The organism is Streptacidiphilus sp. P02-A3a (assembly GCF_014084105.1).
In the GTDB taxonomy this organism is placed as follows: Bacteria; Actinomycetota; Actinomycetes; order Streptomycetales; family Streptomycetaceae; genus Streptacidiphilus.
Map to the genome: position 1 here is coordinate 3496684 of NZ_CP048289.1, position 20187 is coordinate 3516870.

At 72.7% G+C, this 20187-nt stretch carries 16 protein-coding genes and 1 pseudogene; 15 read left to right on the forward strand and 2 right to left on the reverse strand.

What is annotated here, in order from left to right; all coding sequences use genetic code 11:
• The first annotated feature begins 202 nt into the window (after nt 1-202).
• The 14 genes from GXP74_RS15875 to GXP74_RS15940 all read left to right on the forward strand — a co-directional run bounded on the left by GXP74_RS15875 (nt 203) and on the right by GXP74_RS15940 (nt 14291).
• Complete coding sequence (locus tag GXP74_RS15875) at nt 203-1810, forward strand: amino acid permease (protein WP_182452121.1); 1608 nt, start codon at nt 203-205, stop codon at nt 1808-1810.
• On the forward strand, nt 1773-3134 hold the full coding sequence (locus GXP74_RS15880) for a glutamine synthetase family protein (protein WP_182452122.1): 1362 nt from the start codon (nt 1773-1775) through the stop codon (nt 3132-3134). The genes GXP74_RS15875 and GXP74_RS15880 overlap by 38 nt, the downstream gene beginning before the upstream one ends.
• Nucleotides 3134-3874 carry a gamma-glutamyl-gamma-aminobutyrate hydrolase family protein gene (locus GXP74_RS15885; protein WP_182452123.1) on the forward strand — a complete coding sequence of 247 codons (741 nt, stop codon included), beginning with the start codon at nt 3134-3136 and terminating at the stop codon, nt 3872-3874. Before GXP74_RS15880 ends, GXP74_RS15885 begins: the two co-directional genes overlap by 1 nt.
• 91 nt (nt 3875-3965) lie before the next feature.
• A complete protein-coding gene (locus tag GXP74_RS15890) occupies nt 3966-5366 on the forward strand; it encodes an aldehyde dehydrogenase (RefSeq protein ID WP_182452124.1) in 1401 nt (466 codons plus the stop codon).
• 6 nt (nt 5367-5372) lie between these two features.
• On the forward strand, nt 5373-6140 hold the full coding sequence (locus GXP74_RS15895) for a 3-oxoacyl-ACP reductase (RefSeq protein ID WP_182452125.1): 768 nt from the start codon (nt 5373-5375) through the stop codon (nt 6138-6140).
• A gap of 82 nt (nt 6141-6222) precedes the next feature.
• Nucleotides 6223-6978, forward strand: a complete 756-nt coding sequence (locus tag GXP74_RS15900) for a FadR/GntR family transcriptional regulator (RefSeq protein WP_182452126.1) — start codon at nt 6223-6225, stop codon at nt 6976-6978.
• Between the two features lie 147 nt (nt 6979-7125).
• Nucleotides 7126-8511, forward strand: coding sequence for an enolase C-terminal domain-like protein (locus GXP74_RS15905; protein ID WP_182452127.1), 1386 nt, complete (start codon nt 7126-7128; stop codon nt 8509-8511).
• The gene (locus GXP74_RS15910; RefSeq protein WP_182452128.1) at nt 8508-9278 is read left to right on the forward strand and encodes an SDR family NAD(P)-dependent oxidoreductase; all 771 of its coding nucleotides are present in this window, start codon (nt 8508-8510) and stop codon (nt 9276-9278) included. The genes GXP74_RS15905 and GXP74_RS15910 overlap by 4 nt, the downstream gene beginning before the upstream one ends.
• Complete coding sequence (locus GXP74_RS15915) at nt 9275-10258, forward strand: aldo/keto reductase (RefSeq protein WP_182452129.1); 984 nt, start codon at nt 9275-9277, stop codon at nt 10256-10258. Before GXP74_RS15910 ends, GXP74_RS15915 begins: the two co-directional genes overlap by 4 nt.
• Entirely contained in the window at nt 10249-10953 is a 705-nt protein-coding gene (locus GXP74_RS15920) for a (Fe-S)-binding protein (protein ID WP_182452130.1), read from the forward strand. Before GXP74_RS15915 ends, GXP74_RS15920 begins: the two co-directional genes overlap by 10 nt.
• Entirely contained in the window at nt 10950-12443 is a 1494-nt protein-coding gene (locus GXP74_RS15925) for a lactate utilization protein B (protein ID WP_182452131.1), read from the forward strand. The genes GXP74_RS15920 and GXP74_RS15925 overlap by 4 nt, the downstream gene beginning before the upstream one ends.
• On the forward strand, nt 12440-13093 hold the full coding sequence (locus GXP74_RS15930; protein WP_182452132.1) for an LUD domain-containing protein: 654 nt from the start codon (nt 12440-12442) through the stop codon (nt 13091-13093). Before GXP74_RS15925 ends, GXP74_RS15930 begins: the two co-directional genes overlap by 4 nt.
• Nucleotides 13090-13401 carry an L-rhamnose mutarotase gene (locus GXP74_RS15935; RefSeq protein ID WP_182452133.1) on the forward strand — a complete coding sequence of 104 codons (312 nt, stop codon included), beginning with the start codon at nt 13090-13092 and terminating at the stop codon, nt 13399-13401. Before GXP74_RS15930 ends, GXP74_RS15935 begins: the two co-directional genes overlap by 4 nt.
• Nucleotides 13389-14291, forward strand: a complete 903-nt coding sequence (locus GXP74_RS15940; protein WP_370468428.1) for an amidohydrolase — start codon at nt 13389-13391, stop codon at nt 14289-14291. Before GXP74_RS15935 ends, GXP74_RS15940 begins: the two co-directional genes overlap by 13 nt.
• An 86-nt stretch (nt 14292-14377) precedes the next feature.
• On the opposite strand, the gene GXP74_RS15945 is transcribed toward GXP74_RS15940, so the two are convergent.
• Nucleotides 14378-16438 carry a discoidin domain-containing protein gene (locus tag GXP74_RS15945; protein WP_182452134.1) on the reverse strand — a complete coding sequence of 687 codons (2061 nt, stop codon included), beginning with the start codon at nt 16436-16438 and terminating at the stop codon, nt 14378-14380.
• 338 nt (nt 16439-16776) lie between these two features.
• Between GXP74_RS15945 and GXP74_RS15950 the strand changes: the two are divergent.
• Nucleotides 16777-18312 (forward strand): annotated as a pseudogene (locus GXP74_RS15950) (ATP-dependent DNA ligase).
• A 25-nt stretch (nt 18313-18337) separates the two neighbouring features.
• Here GXP74_RS15950 and GXP74_RS15955 read toward each other — a convergent pair.
• The gene (locus tag GXP74_RS15955; protein WP_182452135.1) at nt 18338-20179 is read right to left on the reverse strand and encodes a glycoside hydrolase family 15 protein; all 1842 of its coding nucleotides are present in this window, start codon (nt 20177-20179) and stop codon (nt 18338-18340) included.
• Nucleotides 20180-20187: the final 8 nt, after the last annotated feature.

The following is a 20187-nucleotide window of genomic DNA, read 5'->3' on the forward strand; positions in this document are numbered from 1 at the left end:
TGAAGTACCCCCCTGTGAGCGCCGAGGGCGGGTTCGGTGGTGGGCCTGGGCCGGGCCTGGACCGGGTCCCGAGTTGGGTCTTGACCGTAGCGCGGCGGAGTGCCAGATTGACCACATCCAGCTAATGGTCTGGCCATAGCCCATTGAATTCTGCTGCACCGCACCTGTGTCCCCCACACACGAAGCAAGGAGCGTGGCGTTCATGCCCGAAGACGCAGCGGCCCCCGTGCCGCCGCCGCGGAGTGAAGCGAGACCCCCGGCCGCCGACCAGGTCCGGTCGGCCGACGAGCAGCGACTCCACGAACTGGGCTACACCCAGGAGTTGGCCCGGTCGATGTCCGGCTTCTCCAACTTCGCGGTGTCCTTCTCGATCATCTCCGTCCTCTCCGGCTGCCTGACCCTCTACGGCTTCGGGATGAGCACCGGCGGCCCGGCCGAGATCACCTGGGGCTGGCCGGTCGTCGGCGCGATGACCCTGTTCGTCGGACTGGCGATGGCCGAGGTCTGCTCCAGCTACCCGACCGCGGGCGGGCTCTACTACTGGGCCGCCCGGCTCGCCCCCAGCAACGGACCGGCGTGGAGCTGGTTCACCGGCTGGTTCAACTTCATGGGTCAGGTGGCGGTCACCGCCGGAGTGGACTTCGGCGCCGCCTTCTTCACCAACGCCCTGCTGGAGATGCAGTTCGGCTTCTCCGCCACGCCCGGCCACACCATCATGGTCTTCGCGGTGATCCTGGTCGCCCACGGCCTGCTGAACACCCTGGGCGTGCGGCTGGTCGCGGTGTTCAACAACGTCAGCGTCTGGTGGCACCTGCTCGGGGTGCTGATCATCGTCGGTGTCCTGGTGGCGGTGCCCTCGCACCACGCCTCCGCCTCCTTCGTGTTCACCCACTTCGTCAACAAGACCGGCTTCGCGCACCCCTTCTACGTCGCGCTGCTCGGCCTGCTGCTGGCCCAGTACACCTTCACCGGCTACGACGCCTCGGCGCACATGACCGAGGAGACCCAGGACGCGGCCCGCTCCGGACCGCGCGGCATCGTGATGTCGATCCTGGTCTCGCTCGGCGCGGGCTGGGTGCTGCTGCTCGGCCTGACCTTCGCCATCCAGAACTACAGCGGCGAGCTCAACAGCGCCACCGGCGTCCCGCCCGCGCAGATCTTCATCGACGCGATCGGCAACACCGGCGCCAAGTTCCTGCTGCTGATCGTGATCGGCGCGCAGTTCTTCTGCGGCATGGCCTCGGTCACCGCCAACTCCCGGATGATCTACGCCTTCTCCCGCGACGGCGCGCTGCCGGGCTCGAAGCTGTGGCACCGGATCAACGGACGCACCCGCACCCCCACCAACGCCGTCTGGCTGGCCGCCGGTGGCGCGTTCCTGCTCGGCGTACCCGACCTGTGGAACGCCACCGCCTACGCCGCCGTCACCTCCGTGTCGGTGATCGGCCTGTACATCGCCTACGCCATCCCGGTGCTGCTGCGGCTGCGCCAGGGCGAGGCGTTCGAGCGCGGCCCGTGGCACCTGGGACGCTGGAGCAGACTGGTGGGCGTCATCGCCGTCGGCTGGACGGCGGTGATCTCGGTGCTGTTCATGCTGCCCACCGTCAGCCCGATCACGGCGACCTCGTTCAACTACACACCGGTGGCGGTGCTGGCGGTCCTCGGCTTCGCCGGGGTGTGGTGGCTGGTCTCCGCCCGCCGCTGGTTCACCGGCCCCAAGGTCCAGGGCACCCCGAGGAACTTGCCGAGATCGAGCGAGAACTGGAGAACCCATGAGCAACCCCGGACGGCTGACCCTGGCCCGACTTGAGGCCCTGGTCGCCGACGGCAGCGTGGACACCGTCGTGCTGGCGATGACCGACATGCAGGGACGCCTCCAGGGCAAGCGCCTGGCGGCCGACTTCTTCCTCAGCGACGTCGTCCCGCACGCCGCCGAGGCCTGCGGCTACCTGCTGGCCGTCGACACCGACATGAACACCGTGGACGGCTACGAGCTGTCCTCCTGGGAGACCGGCTACGGCGACCTGGTGCTGCGACCAGACCTGTCCACGCTGCGGATGGTCCCCTGGCACCCGGGCACGGCCATGGTCCAGTGCGACGTCCTGGACCACCACGGCGAGGCGGTCGCGGTCTCGCCCCGGCAGATCCTGCGCCGCCAGCAGGAGCGGCTGGCCGCGCACGGCCTGCACGCCTACGCCGGGACCGAGTTGGAGTTCATCGTCTTCCGCGACAGCTACGAGCAGGCGTGGGAGCGGAACTACCAGAAGCTGGTACCGGTCAACCAGTACAACGTGGACTACTCGATCCTGGGCACCGGGCGGGTCGAGCCGCTGCTGCGCCGGCTGCGCAACTCGATGAGCGGGGCCGGGCTGACCGTCGAGTCGGCCAAGGGCGAGTGCAACCTGGGCCAGCACGAGATCGCCTTCAAGTACAACGAGGCGCTGGCCGCCTGCGACGACCACTCGGTCTACAAGACCGGGGCCAAGGAGATCGCCGCGCAGGAGGGGGTGAGCCTGACCTTCATGGCCAAGTACGACGAGCACGAGGGCAACTCCTGCCACATCCACCTGAGCCTGCGCGACGACGACGGCCGCCCGGCCATGGCGGGGGAGGGCCCGCACGGCTTCTCCCCGCTGATGGAGCACTTCCTGGCCGGGCAACTGGCCTGCCTGGCGGACTTCTCGCTGCTGCTCGCCCCGACCGTGAACGCCTACAAGCGGTACGTCCCCGGCAGCTTCGCGCCCACCGCCATCGCCTGGGGCCGGGACAACCGGACCTGCGCGCTGCGGGTGGTCGGCCACGGGGCCTCGCTCCGCTTCGAGAACCGGGTGCCCGGCGGCGACGTCAACCCCTACCTCGCGGTGGCCGCGCTGATCGCCGCCGGGCTGCACGGCCTGGAGCAGGAGCTGCCGCTGGAACCGGAGTTCACCGGCAACGCCTACGCCTCCGACGCCCCCCGGGTGCCCGCCAACCTGCGTGACGCGGTGGACGCCTTCGCCCGTAGCGCGGTCGCCGAGCGGGCCTTCGGCAAGGACGTGGTCGACCACTACACCAACGCCGGGCGGATCGAACTGGCGGCCTTCGACGCGGCGGTGACCGACTGGGAGCGGCGCCGCGGATTCGAGCGGCTGTGATGACCGGCACCCGCCCGCTGATCGGGATCACCAGCTACCTGGACGAGGCGTCCTGGGGGGTGTGGCGGCAGCGCGCCGCGCTGCTCCCGCACACCTACGTCGCCGCGGTCACCACCGCCGGGGCCACCGCCGTGCTGCTGCCGCCGCAGCCGGACGGCGCCGAGGACCTGGTGGCCAGGCTCGACGGACTGGTCGTCGCGGGCGGCCCCGACGTCGACCCGGCGCGCTACCGGGCGACGGCCGACCCGCGTACCGACCAGCCGCACACCGCCCGCGACAGCTGGGAGTTGGAGCTGCTGCGGGCCGCGCTCGGGCGCGACCTGCCGGTGCTCGGGGTGTGCCGGGGGATGCAACTGCTGAACGTCGCCCTCGGCGGACGGCTGGTGCAGCACCTGCCGGACCGGGTGGGCGACGCCAGCCACCAGCCCGCCCGCGCGGTCTTCGGCGAGCTGACCGCGCGGGTCCGGCCGGGCAGCCTGCTCGGCGGCATCGTCGGCGACTCGGTCGGCGTGCGCTGCTACCACCACCAGGCGGTCGCCGAACTCGGTGCCGGGCTGCGGCCGACGGCGTGGAGCGAGGACGAGACGGTGGAGGCGATCGAGCTCCCCGACCGCCGCTTCGTCCTCGGCGTCCAGTGGCACCCGGAGACCGACCCGGGCGACCCCCGCCTGTTCGGGGCCCTGGTGGCCCAGGCCCGGACCACCAGGGCCCCGGCACCGGCCGCCGGAGAACCCACCTGACCCACCCGCCACCGACCCACCCGCCACCGACCCACCCGCCACCCGCCACCGACCCACCCGCCACCGCGAGCCGAAAGGGAACACCCCACCCATGACCGAACCCCTGCCCGCTGCCCCCGCCAGTACGGCACCGCCCTACGACGTGGTCAATCCGGCGACGGAGAAAGTCATCGAGACCGTGGCGATGGCGGATCTGGCCGCCACCGACGCCGCCATCGCCCGGGCCCGGGCCGCCTACCAGGACTGGCGCCGGGTGGCGCCCGCCGACCGGGCGCGGCTGCTGCGGGCCTTCGCCGCCGCGGTCGACGCCGACCGCGAGCGGCTGGCCCGGCTGGAGGTGGCCAACGCGGGCCACACCATCGGCAACGCCCGCTGGGAGGCGGGCAACGCGCGCGACGTGATCGAGTACTACGCCGCCGCGCCCGAGCGCAACATGGGTCGGCAGATCCCGGTCCAGGGCGGGATCGACGTCACCTTCAAGGAGCCGCTGGGCGTGGTCGGGGTGATCGTGCCGTGGAACTTCCCGCTGCCGATCGCCGCCTGGGGCCTGGCCCCGGCGCTCGCGGCCGGGAACACGGTGGTGCTCAAGCCCGCCGAGCTCACCCCGCTGACCGCGCTGCGGCTGGCCGAACTGGCGCTGGAGGCCGGGATCCCGCCGGGGGTGTTCCAGGTGCTGCCGGGCCACGGTCCGCTGGTCGGGGCGCGCTTCGCCACCCATCCGGACGTCCGCAAGGTCGTCTTCACCGGTTCCACGGCCGTCGGCAAGCAGCTGATGGCCGCCTGCGCGGCCCAGGTCAAGCCGATCACGCTGGAACTCGGCGGCAAGAGCGCCAACATCGTCTTCGCCGACTCCGACCTGGAGGCGGCGGCGGCCAGCGCGCCCGGGGCGGTCTTCGACAACGCCGGGCAGGACTGCTGCGCGCGGTCCCGGATCCTGGTCCAGAGCTCGGTGTTCGACGCGTTCATGGCCCGGTTCGAGACCGCGGTGGCGGCGGTACGGGTCGGCGACCCGGCGCTGGAGGACACCGCGATGGGGCCGCTGATCTCCGCCGCGCACCGGACCCGGGTGGCCGGCTACGTGCCCGAGGGGGCCGACGTGGCCTTCCGCGGCAGCGTCCCGGAGGGGCCGGGGTTCTGGTTCCCGCCCACGGTGCTGCTGCCGGGATCGCACCAGGACCCGGCGTTCACCGAGGAGATCTTCGGCCCGGTGGTCACCGTCGTCCCGTTCACGGACGAGGCCGACGCGGTGCGCATCGCCAACGACACCGATTACGGCCTGTCCGGCTCCATCTGGACCCGCGACCTGGGCCGCGCGCTGCGGGTCGCCCGCGCTGTCGAGTCCGGCAACCTGTCGGTCAACTCGCACTCCTCGGTGCGCTACTCCACGCCCTTCGGCGGCTTCAAGCAGTCGGGCCTCGGCCGGGAACTCGGCCCGGACGCGCTCGACTCGTTCACCGAGACCAAGAACGTCTTCATCTCCACGGAGGGATAGCACACCATGAGCAACCGACTGGACGGCCGCGTCGCCGTCATCACCGGAGCCGGCAGCGGCATCGGCCTCGCCAGCGCCCGGCGCCTGGCGTCCGAGGGGGCCAAGGTCGTCTGCGTGGACCTGGACCAGGTCTCCGGCAAGCGGGCCGCGGACGAGGTGGACGGCCTGTTCGTGCAGGCCGACGTCACCGACGAGGACGCGGTCCGGGGCATGTACGAGACCGCGGTCGCCGAGTTCGGCCGCCTGGACATCGCCTTCAACAACGCCGGGATCTCCCCGCCGGAGGACGACTCGATCCTGACCACCGGCCTGGACGCCTGGCGCCGGGTGCAGGAGGTGAACCTCACCAGCGTCTACCTGTGCTGCAAGTACGCCATCCCGCACATGCAGCGGCAGGGCAAGGGCTCGATCATCAACACCGCCTCGTTCGTGGCGCTGATGGGCGCGGCCACCTCGCAGATCTCCTACAGCGCCTCCAAGGGCGGGGTGCTGTCGATGTCCCGGGAACTCGGCGTCCAGTTCGGGCGCGAGGGGATCCGGGTCAACGCGCTGTGCCCGGGGCCGGTCAACACCCCGCTGCTACAGGAGCTGTTCGCCAAGGACCCGGAGCGGGCCGCCCGCCGCCTGGTGCACATCCCGATGGGCCGGTTCGCCGAGCCGGACGAGATCGCCGCCGCCGTCGCCTTCCTGGCCAGCGACGACTCCTCGTTCATGACCGCCAACACCTTCCTGGTCGACGGCGGCATCTCGGCCGCGTACGTGACCCCGTTGTAGGACCGTCCGGCCGTGGCCCCAATGGAGCTTTGTCCAGTCCATTGGGGTTAGGCTGGGCGCCCATGCCCAGGGAGGGACGACGATGGGGCAACAGATCGCACTGGGCGGTGACCTGGAGCGGCGTGACCTGGTCAGCGAGGCGGTCTTCCGCCCGGTGCGGACCGGCAACGCCTTCGAGGAGACGGTCGAGCGGCTGCTGCACGCCATCAAGCTGGGCCTGGTCGCCCACGGCGACAGCCTGCCCCCGGAGCGCGAACTGGCGACCCGGCTCGGCGTCAGCCGGGTCACCCTGCGCGAGGCGATCCGGGCGCTCCAGCAGGCCGGGTACGTCGAGTCACGCCGGGGCCGCTACGGCGGCACCTTCGTCACCTACCAGCCCGCCGAGCCCGGGCAGGGCGACCTCCGCCGGATCGCCGCCGACCTGGGCGAGGACATCGACGACGCGCTGCGCTACCGCCAGGTGCTGGAGCCCGGAGCCTGCGCGCTGACCGCCGCCCGGGCACTGACCGGGGAGCAGCGGCACTACCTGCAGGCCCGGCTGGACGACGTGGCCCGGGCCGACAGCGCCGGCTACCGGCTGATGGACTCCCGCTTCCACCTGGCCATCGCCGAGATGGCCGGATCGCCCTCGCTGTACGTCAGCATCGAGAGCACCCGGCTGCGGCTGAACGACCTGCTGAACGCGATTCCGCTGCTCCAGCCCAACATCGAGCACTCGGAGCGGCAGCACCGGGCGATCCTCACCGCCATCCTCACCGGCGACGCCGAGGCCGCCTACCGCGAGATGGAGCAGCACGTGACCGGCACCGCCTCACTGCTGCGCGGCTTCCTGGGCTGAGCCCTCCCCGAACGTTCCCGGCGGCATCCTCGTCGGCGGCCCCAGTGATCCTGCGATCCGGCAGAGACATCGGATGAATAATTCAAGCGGCTCTTGAAAGGGTGGTCACTGGCGTTCTAAGGTCTGTCCATCGGCGGTATTCGTCAGATGAATCATCGGCCGCCGGACCGACAGACCCCGCAGGAAAGCAGAGGCCCCGTGACCGCCCGGATCACCGCCGTCGACACCTACGACATCCGGTTCCCCACCTCGCGCGAGCTCGACGGCTCCGACGCGATGAACCCCGACCCCGACTACTCGGCGGCCTACCTGGTGCTGCGCACCGACGCCGGGGACGGCCTGGAGGGGCACGGCTTCACCTTCACCATCGGCCGGGGCAACGACGTCCAGGTCGCCGCGATCGAGGCGATGCGCCCCTACATCGTCGGACGTTCCGTCAGCGAGCTTTGCGCCGACCCGGGTTCACTCAGCCGCGACCTGGTCGGCGACAGCCAACTGCGCTGGCTCGGACCGGAGAAGGGGGTGATGCACATGGCGATCGGCGCCGTCGTCAACGCCGTCTGGGACCTCGCCGCCAAGCGCGCCGACCAACCCCTGTGGCGGCTGCTGGCCGACGCCGAACCCGAGTGGCTGGTCTCCCAGGTCGACTTCCGCTACATCGACGACGCGCTCACCCCGGAACAGGCCCTGGAGCTGCTGCGCTCGGCCCGGCCCGGGCGGGCCGAGCGGGAACAGCAGCTGCTGCGGCGCGGCTACCCCGGCTACACCACCTCGCCCGGCTGGCTCGGCTACTCCGACGAGAAGCTGACCCGGCTCGCCCGCAAGGCGCTGGCCGACGGCTTCACCCAGATCAAGCTGAAGGTCGGCGCCGACCTGGCCGACGACGTCCGCCGCTGCCGGGCCGCCCGCGCGGCCGTCGGCCCCGGTGTCCGCATCGCCATCGACGCCAACCAGCGCTGGGGCGTCGCCGAGGGCATCGCCTGGACCCGGGCCCTGGCCGAGTTCGACCCGTACTGGATCGAGGAGCCCACCAGCCCGGACGACATCCTCGGCCACGCCGCCATCCGCACCGGGGTCGCCCCGATCCGGGTCGCCACCGGCGAGCACGTGCAGAACCGGGTCGTCTTCAAGCAGCTGCTCCAGGCCGGGGCGGTGGACGTGGTGCAGATCGACGCGGCCCGGGTCGGCGGCGTCAACGAGAACCTGGCCATCCTGCTGCTCGCCGCCCGGTTCGGGGTCCCGGTCTGCCCGCACGCGGGCGGCGTCGGCCTCTGCGAACTGGTGCAGCACCTGTCCATGTTCGACTTCGTGGCGCTCTCCGGTACCACCGAGGACCGCGTCATCGAGCACGTCGACCACCTGCACGAGCACTTCCTGGCACCGGTGCGGATGGACCAGGGCCACTTCCGCGCGCCCACCGCCCCCGGGTTCTCGGCCCAGATGCACGCCGGGTCGATCAGCAGGTACACCTATCCTGACGGCGAGTTCTGGGCCGCCGACCTGGCCGAGAGGGAAGAGGCGAAGGCTGTATGAGGGACTTCGACGGACTGCGTGCCATCGTCACCGGCGGTGCCTCCGGCATCGGCCGGGCCACCGCCCTGCTGCTGCGCGAACGCGGCGCCGAGGTCGCGGTGCTGGACCTCGATCCGGACGCGGCGCCCGAGCCGCTGCACGCGCTGCGCGCCGACGTCGCCGACGACGCCTCGGTGCGCGCCGCGGTGGCCGAGGCGATCGGCCTGCTCGGCGGGCTGGACATCCTGGTCAACAACGCCGGGATCGGCGCCGCCGGCACGGTCGAGGACAACCCCGACGAGCAGTGGCACCGGGTACTGGACGTCAACGTGCTTGGCATCGTGCGGACCACCCGCGCGGCGCTGCCGCGGCTGCGGGCCTCGAACCACGCGGCGATCGTCAACACCTGCTCGATCGCCGCCACCGCCGGGCTGCCGCAGCGGGCGCTGTACTCGGCCAGCAAGGGCGCGGTGCTGTCGCTGACCCTGGCCATGGCCGCCGACCACGTCCGCGAGGGCATCCGGGTCAACTGCGTCAACCCCGGCACCGCGGACACCCCCTGGGTCGGCCGACTGCTCGACGCCGCCGACGACCCGGCCGCCGAGCGGGCGGCGCTCAACGCCCGCCAGCCGATGGGCCGACTGGTCACCGCCGACGAGGTCGCCGCCGCCATCGCCTACCTGGCGAGCCCGGCCGCCGCCTCGGTCACCGGGACCGCGCTCGCCGTCGACGGCGGCATGCAGGGCCTGCGGGTACGGCCCGCCGCGACCGGCGAGGAGACCCGATGAGGTCCACCGCCCTGGGGCACGGCGACGTCCAGGTGACCGACCTGGCCTTCGGCGCCGCCGCACTCGGCAACCTCTTCACCGAGGTCGGCGCGGCCGAGGCCGAGGCCGCGCTGCTGACCGCCTGGGACGCGGGCATCAGGTACTTCGACACCGCCCCGCACTACGGCCTGGGCCTGTCCGAACGCCGGGTCGGCGCCGCGCTGCGGCAGCGGCCCCGCGACTCCTACACCCTGTCGACCAAGGTCGGCCGCCTGCTGGAGCCCACCCCGGACGCCACCGGCGACGACCTGGCCAGCGGCTTCGCGGTCCCCTCCAGCCACCGCCGGGTCTGGGACTTCAGCGCCGACGGCGTGCTCCGCAGCATCGAGGCCAGCCTGGAACGGCTGGGCCTGGACCGGATCGACGTGGCCTACCTGCACGACCCGGACGACCACCCCGCGCAGGCGCTGGACCAGGCCTACCCGGCGCTGGAGCGGCTGCGGGCCGAGGGCGTGGTCGGCGCGATCGGCGCCGGGATGAACCAGTCGGCGCTGCTCACCAGGTTCGTCCGGGAGACCGACGTGGACGTGGTGCTGCTGGCCGGCCGGTACACCCTGCTCGACCAGGACGGACTGGCCGAGCTGCTGCCCGAGGCCGCGCGTCGGGGCACCTCGGTGGTGGTCGGCGGGGTGTTCAACTCCGGTCTGCTGGCCGACCCGCGCCCCGGCGCCAGCTACGACTACGCCCCGGCGGCGCAGCCGCTGCTGGAGCGGGCGCTGCGGATCCAGGCGGTCTGCGAGCGGCACGGCGTGCCGCTGCGCGCCGCCGCGCTGCGCTTCCCCTTCGGCCACCCCGCCGTCCGCAGCGTGCTGGTGGGGATGCGGTCGGCGGCGGAGGTGCGCGACGCGGTCGCCATGGCCGAGCGGCCCGTGCCCGGGGAGCTGTGGCAGGAGCTGCGGGCCGAGGGCCTGCTGCCGCTGGAGGCGCCGGTATGCGGGTAGCCCTGTTCATCACCTGCTTCAACGACACCCTCTACCCGGACACCGGCAAGGCCGTGGTCCGGCTGCTGCGACGGCTCGGCCACCAGGTGGAGTTCCCGGCCGACCAGACCTGCTGCGGCCAGATGCACCTCAACACCGGCTACCGCCGCGAGGCCGCCCCGCTGGCCCGGCACTTCGCCGAGGTCTTCGCCGGGTACGACGCCGTGGTCAGCCCCTCGGCCTCCTGCGCGGGCATGGTCAGGGACAGTCACCAGGAACTGACGGGCCATCAACCGCCGTCGGTGTACGAACTGGTGGAGTTCCTGGTGGACGTGCTCGGGGTGACCGACGTGGGCGCGTACTACCCGCACAAGGTCGCCTACCACCCCACCTGCCACTCGCTGCGCGGCCTCGGCCTGGGCGAGAAGCCGCTGCGGCTGCTGCGCGCGGTACGCGGGCTGGAACTGGTCCCGCTCCCGGCGGCGGACTCCTGCTGCGGCTTCGGCGGCACCTTCGCGCTGAAGAACGCCGACACCTCCAACGCGATGCTCGCCGACAAGACCCTCGCGGTGCGCGGCTGCGGCGCCGAGGTGCTGTGCGCGGCGGACAACTCCTGCCTGATGCACATCGGCGGCGGCCTCTCCCGGCAGGGCGCCGACGTGCGGACGCTGCACCTGGCCGAGATCCTGGCCGCCACGGAAGGGGACCAGGGATGACCAAGCCCGACAACACCGTGTGGCTGGGCGCGCCCGCCTTCCCGGTGGCCGCCCGCGCGGCCCTGGCCGACGGTCAGTTGCGGTCCAACCTGAGGCACGCCACCACCACCATCCGCGACAAGCGCCTCGCGGTCACCGGCGAACTCGACGACTGGGAGCGGCTGCGCGACGCCGGAGCCGCGCTCAAGCGGCGGACGCTACGTCATCTGGACAGCTATCTCCTCCAGTTGGAGGAGTCGGTGACCCGCGCGGGCGGCGTGGTGCACTGGGCCGCGGACGCGGACGAGGCGAACCGGATCGTCACCGGACTGGTCCGGGCGGCGGGCGCCGGCGAGGTGGTCAAGGTCAAGTCGATGGCCACGCAGGAGATCGGACTGAACGAGGCGCTGGCCGAGGCCGGGATCGCCGCCTACGAGACCGACCTGGCCGAGCTGATCGTGCAGTTGGGCCACGACCGGCCCTCGCACATCCTGGTGCCCGCGATCCACCGCAACCGCTCCGAGATCCGCGACATCTTCGAGCGGGAGATGGGCAGTTGGGGCCGTGCCGCGCCCGCGGGGCTGACCGACGACCCGGCCGCGCTGGCCGAGGCGGCCCGGCTGCACCTGCGGGAGAAGTTCCTGCGGGCCAAGGTCGCCGTCTCCGGGGCGAACTTCGCCATCGCCGAGAACGGCACGGTCGGCGTGGTCGAGTCCGAGGGCAACGGCCGGATGTGCCTGACCCTGCCGCGGACGCTGATCACCGTGATGGGCATCGAGAAGGTGCTGCCCGCCTGGTCCGACCTGGAGGTGTTCCTGCAACTGCTGCCGCGCTCCTCCACCGGCGAGCGGATGAACCCGTACACCTCCACCTGGACCGGGGTCACCCCCGGTGACGGGCCGCAGGACTTCCACCTGGTGCTGCTCGACAACGGCCGCACCGACACCCTGGCCGACACCGTCGGCCGCCAGGCGCTGGCCTGCATCCGCTGCTCGGCCTGCCTCAACGTCTGCCCGGTCTACGAGCGGACCGGCGGCCACGCCTACGGCTCGGTCTACCCGGGCCCCATCGGCGCCGTACTCACCCCGCAACTCGTCGGCGTCGGCGGTGACACCAACGGCGCCGCGGCCTCGCTGCCGTTCGCCTCGACCCTGTGCGGAGCCTGCTACGAGGCCTGCCCGGTGAAGATCGACATCCCCCGGGTGCTGGTCCACCTGCGGGCGCGGGTGGTCGAGTCGAAGCGGGCCCGGCGGCGGACGCCCACCGCCGAGGCACTGGCGATGCGGGCGGCCGGGATGGTGCTCGCGGAGCCCGCCCGGCTGCGGGCGGCGCAGCGCGCGGCCCGGATCGGCGGCCGGTTGGTCGCCCGGAGGGGCAGGATCGGCGCGCTGCCGCTCCCCGCCCCGCTGAACGGCTGGTCGAAGACCCGGGACCTGCCGCAGCCACCCGCGGAGACCTTCCGCGACTGGTGGCAGCGGACCGGCAACACCGCTCAGGAGAACGAGACATGACGACACGTGAGACCGTTCTGGCCCGGATCAGGAGCGCGCTCGCGGACGTCCCCGAGCAGGAGACGCCGGAGCTGGTCGCGGTGCCGCGCGACTACCGGCGCAGCCACGCCGACGAGGACGTGGTGGCGCTGTTCGCCGAGCGGGTCGCCGACTACCGCGCCCGGGTGCTGCGGGTCGGCCGGTCCGAGGCGCGGGCGGCGGTCGCCGGACTGCTGGCCGAGCGCGGCGTGCGGACGCTGGTGGTGCCGTCCGGCTTCCCCGAGGAGCTGCTGCCCCCCGGTCCGTGGCAGTGCCTGGCGGACACCCCGCCGCTGGACGTCACCGCCCTGGACGCCGCCGACGGGGTGCTCACCACCGCCGCCCTCGGCATCGCGGTCACCGGCACCCTGGTCCTGGACGCCGGTCCCGGCCAGGGGCGGCGCGCGCTGACGCTGCTGCCCGACTACCACCTGTGCGTGATCCGCGAGGAGCAGATCCTCGGCGACGTGCCGGAGGCGATCGCCGCGCTCGACCCGGCCCGGCCGCTGACCTTCGTCTCCGGCCCCTCGGCCACCAGCGACATCGAGTTGCAGCGGGTGGAGGGGGTGCACGGTCCGCGCACCCTGCACGTCCTGGTCATCGCCGATTCCCCCACCGTGGAGCCCGCATGAGAACCGCCCTGCACACCAGGGTCCGCACCGACCGGATCGAGGAGTACGAACAGGCCCACCGCGAGGTGCCGGTGGAACTGACCGACGCCATCCGCGCGGCCGGGTGCCGCTCCTGGACGATCTGGCGCAGCGGGGCCGACCTGTTCCACCTGATCGACTGCGACGACTACGGTCAACTGATCAGCCACCTCAGTGATCTGACTGTCAATCAGGTCTGGCAGGAGCGGATGGGAGAGCTGCTGGAGGTGGTCCACGACTACGGCGACGGCGGCGCGGACGCCGCGCTGCCGGTGGTGTGGCAGCTGTGACCGGCCGCACCCCGGCCGACGCGGCGGCACCGCTCGTCGACGCCCACCACCACCTGTGGGACCTGTCCGTGCGTGACCAGGACTGGATCACCGGACCGGAGTTGGCGCCGCTGCGGCGGGACTTCCTGATCGACGAGTTCGAGCGGACCGCCCGCGCCGGCGGTGTCGACGCCTCGGTGCTGGTGCAGACCGTGTGCGTCGCGGCGGAGACCCCGGAGCTGCTGGCCGTCGCCGCCGCCGGAGAGCTGGTGGCGGGTGTGGTCGGCTGGACCGACCTGACCGCGCCCGGGATCGCCGACACCCTGGCCGAGCTGCGGCAACTACCGGGCGGCGCGGCCCTGGTGGGCCTGCGGCACCAGGTCCAGGGGGAGCCGGACCCGCGCTGGCTGCTGCGTCCGGAGGTACTCCGGGGTCTGCGCCAGGTCGCCGCGGCCGGTCTGGTCTACGACCTGGTGCTGCTTCCGGAGCAGCTTCCGGCGGCGATCGAGGCGGCGAAAGCCCTGCCGGAGCTGACCTTTGTGCTGGACCACCTGGCGAAGCCGCCGATCGCCACCGGCGAACTGCGGCCCTGGGCCGAGCGGATCACCGCGCTGGCCGCGCTGCCGAACACCGTCTGCAAACTCTCCGGCCTGGTCACCGAGGCCGACTGGTCCGGCTGTTGGAGCAGCGCCGACCTGCGGCCGTACGCGGACACGGTGCTGCGGGCCTTCGGCCCGGAGCGGCTGATGTTCGGCTCCGACTGGCCGGTGTGCACGCTCGCCGCCGACTATCCGCAGGTGCTGGACATCGCACGGGAGTTGACCTCGGCCCTGGGCCCGGACGAGCGTGCCGCCGTCTTCGGCGGCACCGCCGTCCGGACCTACGGCCTGCCGGATCCCGCCGCGCGCTGACCGGCTGCCGCCCGGCAGCCGGGGGCCGCGACGAGCGGAGGCCGCGGACCGGGTCCGCGACCTCCGCCGGGTGGCGCCGTGAGCGGTCAGCCGCTGAAGGCTTGGAGCTCCCACAGCGAGTAGCCGTACTGCGTGGCCCGCGCGGTGCCGTACATGCGCAGGTAGCGTCCACTGCCGGAGACGTTCAGCGTCTGGGTGCCGCCGGTCCCGGTGGTGGTGGAGTAGATCGGGGTCCAGTTCGTTCCGTCGTTGGAGGTCTGGATCTGGAAGGCGGTCGCGTACGCGGTCTCCCAGTACAGCGTCACCTGGCAGATCGACTGGGTGGAGCCCAGGTCCACCTCCAGCCACTGCGGGTCGGAGAACGCGCTGGACCAGCGGGTGCCGGTGGTGTTGCCGTCGAACGCCTCCTGCGGGGTGAAGCTGGAGTTCTGCGAGGAGGAGGCGGTCGCCGGCTTGTTCAGGGCGATGTCGGTGGTACCGCAACCGCCCCCGGCCGCGTTGACCGTCCAGCTGAACGAGGTGGATCCGGTGGCGCCGGTGGAGTCGGTGGCGGTGACCGTGACGGCCGAGGTGCCCGCCGCGGTCGGGGTGCCGGAGATCAGGCCGGTCGCGGAGTTGATCGACAGCCCGGCGGGCAGCCCGCTGGCGCTGTACGTCAGCGACTGCCCGGCGGCCGAGTCACTGGCCTGCACCTGGAGGCTTGCGGCGGTGCCGACGGTCGAGGTCTGGCTGCCGGGACCGGTGACGCTGACCGTGTTGCTGGTGCCGCCGCCGCCTCCGGTGGGCAGCGTCCACTGCTGGTCGGCGGTGTCGGCGCAGGTCTCGATGTCCAGCCTGGCGGTGGTGTTGCTGCCCGGATCGGTGAGGCACAGACCGGAGTTGGGGTTCACCAGCTCGCCGTTGGACTGGTGGGACCAGCCCTGGGCGTTGGTGCCGTTGCACGGGTACCAGTCGACGTCGGTGCCGCTGGTGGTCCCGGCGCTGACCACGTCCAGGCAACCGCCCTGGACCCGTACCGTGTTGTCGCTGTACGGCGACCACTGCTCACCCGGATCGCCGTCGCAGGCGCTCAGCCCGATCGGGTTGCCCTCGGTGTTGAGCACGTTCTCGTTGACCAGGCACTGCCCGTTCAGCCCGGTGACCTCGCCGGTGGCGGAGGCGGTCGCGGTCGGGGTGGAGTTGCCGCCCTGCTCGTAGACCGCCACGTACGCCACGCTCATCGACGCGCCGGAGGTGGTCGCCGCGGTCGGGGTGGTGGAGCCGTAGACCCCGTCCGGGTAGTTGCCGCCCATGGCGAGGTCCCAGATGATGAAGAAGCCGTGGTCCACGGCCTCCTGCCAGGCCGTGGTGCCCACCGAGGCCTCGGTGATGGTCTCCTCGACCGTGCCGTCCATCAGGAACTGCATGGTCTCCGCGCTGGTGTTGGTCCGGTTCACGATCACCGAGTAGGTGTGGTAGCCGGTCTGGCAGCTGGAGCTGGTGTTGGGACAGGCGATCAGCGCGTGGCCGCTGCTGCCCGCCGCGTCGTGCAGGGTCTGCGACGCCTGGTTGGAGCCGTTGACGTCCTCCATCATGTCGATCTCGCCGGAGGTGGGCCAGCCGCCGCCGGCCCGCATCGGCGAGCCGAGGGCCCAGAACGCGGGCCAGTAGCCGAGGCCGTTGGCCGGGTTCGGCTGCTCGATCGAGGCGGTCATCTCCAGCTCGCCGCCGGCCGGGGCCTGGAAGTCGTCGCGGGTGCTCTCCAGCCGGGCGGAGTTCCAGGTGCCGTTGTTGTCGGTGGCCTTGAGCACCAGGTGCCCGTTGCCGTCGAGGTAGGCGTTGTTGGTGGAGTTGGTGGTCTGCTCGATCTCACCGGTGCCGTAACCGGTGCCGATGTCGTAGAACCAGTTCGCGGCGGAGGGCGCGGAACCCGCCGGACCGGCGAAGTTGTCGCCGAACACGGTCGTCCAGCCGGCCGAGGCGGCGGGCACCGTGTCGGCCAGTGCGGCGGGCGCGACGGCCAGGGTGGCGGTCACCGTGCCGCCGAGGCAGGCGGCGAACAGCGCCGCGGTGGTCAGTAGTGAGCGAAGCCTGGGCGAGCCGGATATCCGCTCGCGTGACTTCGCCCGGCGGCCGGAGTCCCGGCCACTGCGTGATAGGGCGAACATGTCCCTTTCCCTTCAGCGCTGATCGCGCTTTCTCGAATCGGCGTCGGGGCATGGCGATGCACGGCACGGCTGTGCCGGAACAGGGCAGCCCATGGCGCCGGTGGTGGGTGACGAGAAGCGAGAGAGCGCTCTCTCGCAGCTGATTTCTACGGCTAGGTTACGAACATGTCAAGGCATCGCGCACAAGTCGCGAAAAGTACCCGCCCCCACCGGACCGCCGTGCGAGCCACGGCAGCTGACGCCGGCGCAGCTCCCCGGCGGACCGCCCCGAGGTCCGCGCCCCACCCGGGCGGCGCTCGGGCCGGGCGGTCGGCGGCCCGCGGGTCGACAATGGGAGCATGCCGCTTCAGCAGGTCGCCGCCGTGTCGCGGGCCCTGGCCGCCGAACCGGGCCGCAGGGCCAAGGTGTCGCTGCTGGCCGGGCTGCTGCGCGGCCTCGGCCCGGACGACCTGCGGGCCGCCGTCGGACTGCTGTCCGGCGAGTCGAAGCGGATGCGGGTCGGTGTCGGCCCGGCCGCGCTGCGGGACCTCCCACCCCCGGCCGACCAGGCGGAGCTGGGCATCGCCGAGGCCGAGGCGGCGCTGCGCGCCCTCGCCCAGGTGCACGGCTCCGGCGCGCAGGCCGAGCGCCGCCGCCTGCTCACCGGCCTGTTCGCCCGGGCCACCGCCGAGGAGCAGGCGCTGCTGAGCGGGGTGCTCGTCGGCGACCTGCGCCAGGGCGCGCTGGACGCGGTGATGGGCGACGCCGTCGCCGCCGCGGCCGGGGTCCCGGCGGTGGAGGTCCGCCGGGCGCTGATGTTCCGCGACTCCGCCGCCGAGGTCGCCGCCGCCGCGATGGACGGCGGCGCCGACGCGCTGCGCGCCTTCGGCCTTGAGGTGGGGCACCCGTTCCGGCCGATGCTCGCCGCCTCCGCGCCCGACGTCGGCGCGGCCCTGGAGCGGCTGCGCCCGGCCGCGCTGGAGTGGAAGCTCGACGGCATCCGGGTCCAGGTGCACCGCGACGGCGACCGGATCAGCGTGTACACCCGCAGCCTGGACGACATCACCGCGCGGGTGCCGGAGGTGGTCGAGGCGGCCCGGGCGCTGCCGCTGCGCTCGGCGGTGCTGGACGGCGAGGCGCTGGCCCTGGCGGCGGACGGCAGGCCCCGGCCGTTCCAGGTCACCGCCGCCCGTACCGCCTCCCGCCAGGACGTGGACGCGCTGCGGGCCGAGGTCCCGCTCGGCGTCTTCTTCTTCGACCTGCTCCACCGCGACGGCCTCGACCTGCTGGACCAGCCGGAGTCCCGGCGCTTCGCCGAACTGGCGGCGGTGGTGCCGCCGGAGCTGCGGGTGCCGCGCCTGGTCACCGGCGACGACCTGGCCGCCCGGGCCTTCTTCGACGACGCCCTCGCGCACGGGCACGAGGGCGTCGTGGCCAAGGACCCGGACTCCCGCTAGACCGCCGGGCGGCGCGGGGCCGGGTGGATCAAGGTCAAGCCACGGCACACGCTCGACCTGGTGGTGCTCGCGGCGGAGTGGGGCAGCGGACGCCGCCGGGGGCTGCTCAGCAACCTCCACCTGGGGGCCCGGGGCGACGGCACGCCGGGGCTGGGGGAGTGGGTGATGCTCGGCAAGACCTTCAAGGGCCTCACCGACGAGACCCTGGCCTTCCAGACCCGGGAGCTGCTGGCCCGGGAGGTGGGCCGGGACGACTGGGTGGTGCGGGTCCGGCCGGAACTCGTCGTCGAGATCGCCTTCGACGGCGTGCAGCGCAGCCCCCGCTACCCGGCCGGGCTGACCCTGCGCTTCGCCCGGGTGCTGCGCTACCGCCCGGACAAGCGTCCCCAGGAGGCCGACTCGATCGCCGACGTCCAGCGGCTCGCGGAAGGCGGTTGACCCGTCACAGGACGCCGTGCCGGTGTCACGGCGCCTCCTCGCGGTCCAGCTCCTCGTCCAGCGCGATGGCCGCGCTGATCAGCGCGAGGTGGGTGAACGCCTGCGGGAAGTTGCCCAGTTGCTCACCGGTGGGGCCGATCTCCTCGGCGAACAGGCCGACATGGTTGGCGTAGGTGAGCATCTTGTCGAAGGCGTACCGCGCCTGGTCCAGGCGGCCCGCCCGGGCCAGGGCGTCCACGTAGAGGAAGCTGCACAGGTTGAAGGTGCCCTCCGATCCGCGCAACCCGTCCGGTGAGGCGGCCGGGTTGTAGCGGTAGACCAGGGAGTCGGAGACCAGCTCCTGGTCCATCGCGTCGAGGGTGGACAGCCAGGCCGGGTCCTTCGGCGAGATGAAGCCCACCAGCGGCATCAGCAGCAGCGAGGCGTCCAGCACATCGGTGGCGTAGTGCTGGACGAAGGCCTGCCGCTTCTCGCTCCAGCCGCGTTCCAGCAGCTGGCGCATGACGGCGTCGCGGGCGCCGGTCCAGCGCGGGAGGTCGGCGGGGCGGGCGTAGCTGGTCGCCAGCCGGATCCCGCGGTCGAAGGCGACCCAGCACATCAGCCGGCTGTAGCTGAAGTCCTGTCGGCCGCCCCGGGTCTCCCAGATGCCCTCGTCGGGTCGGTCCCAGTTGTCCGCGAGCCAGTCCAGCAGGTCGGCGTTGGCCTGCCAGGCCCGGTGGCCGGTGGTGGCGGCCAGGTCGGTGGCCTGGGCGATGGCGTACGCGGCCTCCCCGTAGATGTCGAGCTGGAGCTGGTCGGCCGCGCCGTTGCCGACCCGGACCGGGGCGGAGCCCCGGTAGCCCTCCAGGTGGTCCAGGACCTCCTCGCCCAGACGCGGGTCGCCGTCCACCCGGTACATGATCTGCAGCGGTTCGCCGGAGACGGTGTCCCCGGCCCGCAGCCGGTCGCTGAGCCAGTGCCGGTAGGCGTCCGCCTCCTCGGTGAAGCCGAGGTCGATCAGCGCCCGCACCGACAGCGAGGCGTCGCGGATCCAGGTGTACCGGTAGTCCCAGTTGCGTTCGCCGCCGACCTGCTCGGGCAGGCCCATGGTGGCGGCGGCGATCGGGGCGCCGGTGGGGGCGTAGGTGAGCAGCTTGAGGGTGATCGCCGAGCGGTGCACCTGCTGCTGCCAGCGGCCCCGGTAGCGGCAGTGCCGGATCCAGTCGTGCCAGTAGCCCCGGGTCGCGTCGAAGGCGGCGTGCGCGGCGTCGACGGTGAACGGCGCGGGCGGCCCGCCCTCGGCGGAGCAGGAGGTCAGTGCGACGGCGGCGACCTGGCCCGCGCTCAGCGTGAAGTCGGCGGTCACGTCCGGGTGGTTCGGGTCGTTGTTGTCGTGCCGCAGCTCGATCGGGGCCGTCGCCTGCAGGTACAGGTCGCTGTGCGGACCGTGGAAGACCGCGTCACCGCCGCGTGCCCCCAGCCGGTGCGGGGCGCGGCCGTAGTCGAAGCGGGGGCGGCAGCCCAGGGTGAACCGCATGGTTCCGCGCACCACCCGGGCCGCGCGCAGCACCGTGTGCCGGTCGTCGGCCGTGTGCGGGTCGTTGACCGGCATGAAGTCGATGACCTCGCCCACGCCGTTCGGCGTCAGGAAGCGGGTGACCAGGATCGCGGTGTCGGAGAGGTAGATCTGGTGGACGGTGGCGTCCGGTTCGGCGGCGGCCAGCAGGCACTCCCCGCCGCGTTCGCGGTCCAGCAGGGCCGCGAAGACGCTCGGGGAGTCGAAGCGCGGGGTGCACCACCAGTCCAGCACACCCCCGGTGGACACCAGGGCCGCCGTCTGCAGGTCCCCGACCAGGCCGTGGTCGGCGATCGGCGGGTATTCGTCCATCGGGATCC

What these genes read in the sequence shown, in the direction of transcription:
- GXP74_RS15885 (WP_182452123.1), top strand. Translation starts at nt 3,134, where the DNA reads ATGACCGGCACCCGCCCGCTGATCGGGATCACCAGCTACCTGGACGAG.
- GXP74_RS15895 (WP_182452125.1), top strand. Translation starts at nt 5,373, where the DNA reads ATGAGCAACCGACTGGACGGCCGCGTCGCCGTCATCACCGGAGCCGGC.
- GXP74_RS15875 (WP_182452121.1), top strand. Translation starts at nt 203, where the DNA reads ATGCCCGAAGACGCAGCGGCCCCCGTGCCGCCGCCGCGGAGTGAAGCG.
- GXP74_RS15890 (WP_182452124.1), top strand. Translation starts at nt 3,966, where the DNA reads ATGACCGAACCCCTGCCCGCTGCCCCCGCCAGTACGGCACCGCCCTAC.
- GXP74_RS15930 (WP_182452132.1), top strand. Translation starts at nt 12,440, where the DNA reads ATGACGACACGTGAGACCGTTCTGGCCCGGATCAGGAGCGCGCTCGCG.
- GXP74_RS15945 (WP_182452134.1), bottom strand. Translation starts at nt 16,438, where the DNA reads ATGTTCGCCCTATCACGCAGTGGCCGGGACTCCGGCCGCCGGGCGAAG.
- GXP74_RS15880 (WP_182452122.1), top strand. Translation starts at nt 1,773, where the DNA reads ATGAGCAACCCCGGACGGCTGACCCTGGCCCGACTTGAGGCCCTGGTC.
- GXP74_RS15920 (WP_182452130.1), top strand. Translation starts at nt 10,249, where the DNA reads ATGCGGGTAGCCCTGTTCATCACCTGCTTCAACGACACCCTCTACCCG.
- GXP74_RS15910 (WP_182452128.1), top strand. Translation starts at nt 8,508, where the DNA reads ATGAGGGACTTCGACGGACTGCGTGCCATCGTCACCGGCGGTGCCTCC.
- GXP74_RS15925 (WP_182452131.1), top strand. Translation starts at nt 10,950, where the DNA reads ATGACCAAGCCCGACAACACCGTGTGGCTGGGCGCGCCCGCCTTCCCG.
- GXP74_RS15900 (WP_182452126.1), top strand. Translation starts at nt 6,223, where the DNA reads ATGGGGCAACAGATCGCACTGGGCGGTGACCTGGAGCGGCGTGACCTG.
- GXP74_RS15905 (WP_182452127.1), top strand. Translation starts at nt 7,126, where the DNA reads ATGAATCATCGGCCGCCGGACCGACAGACCCCGCAGGAAAGCAGAGGC.
- GXP74_RS15935 (WP_182452133.1), top strand. Translation starts at nt 13,090, where the DNA reads ATGAGAACCGCCCTGCACACCAGGGTCCGCACCGACCGGATCGAGGAG.
- GXP74_RS15955 (WP_182452135.1), bottom strand. Translation starts at nt 20,179, where the DNA reads ATGGACGAATACCCGCCGATCGCCGACCACGGCCTGGTCGGGGACCTG.
- GXP74_RS15915 (WP_182452129.1), top strand. Translation starts at nt 9,275, where the DNA reads ATGAGGTCCACCGCCCTGGGGCACGGCGACGTCCAGGTGACCGACCTG.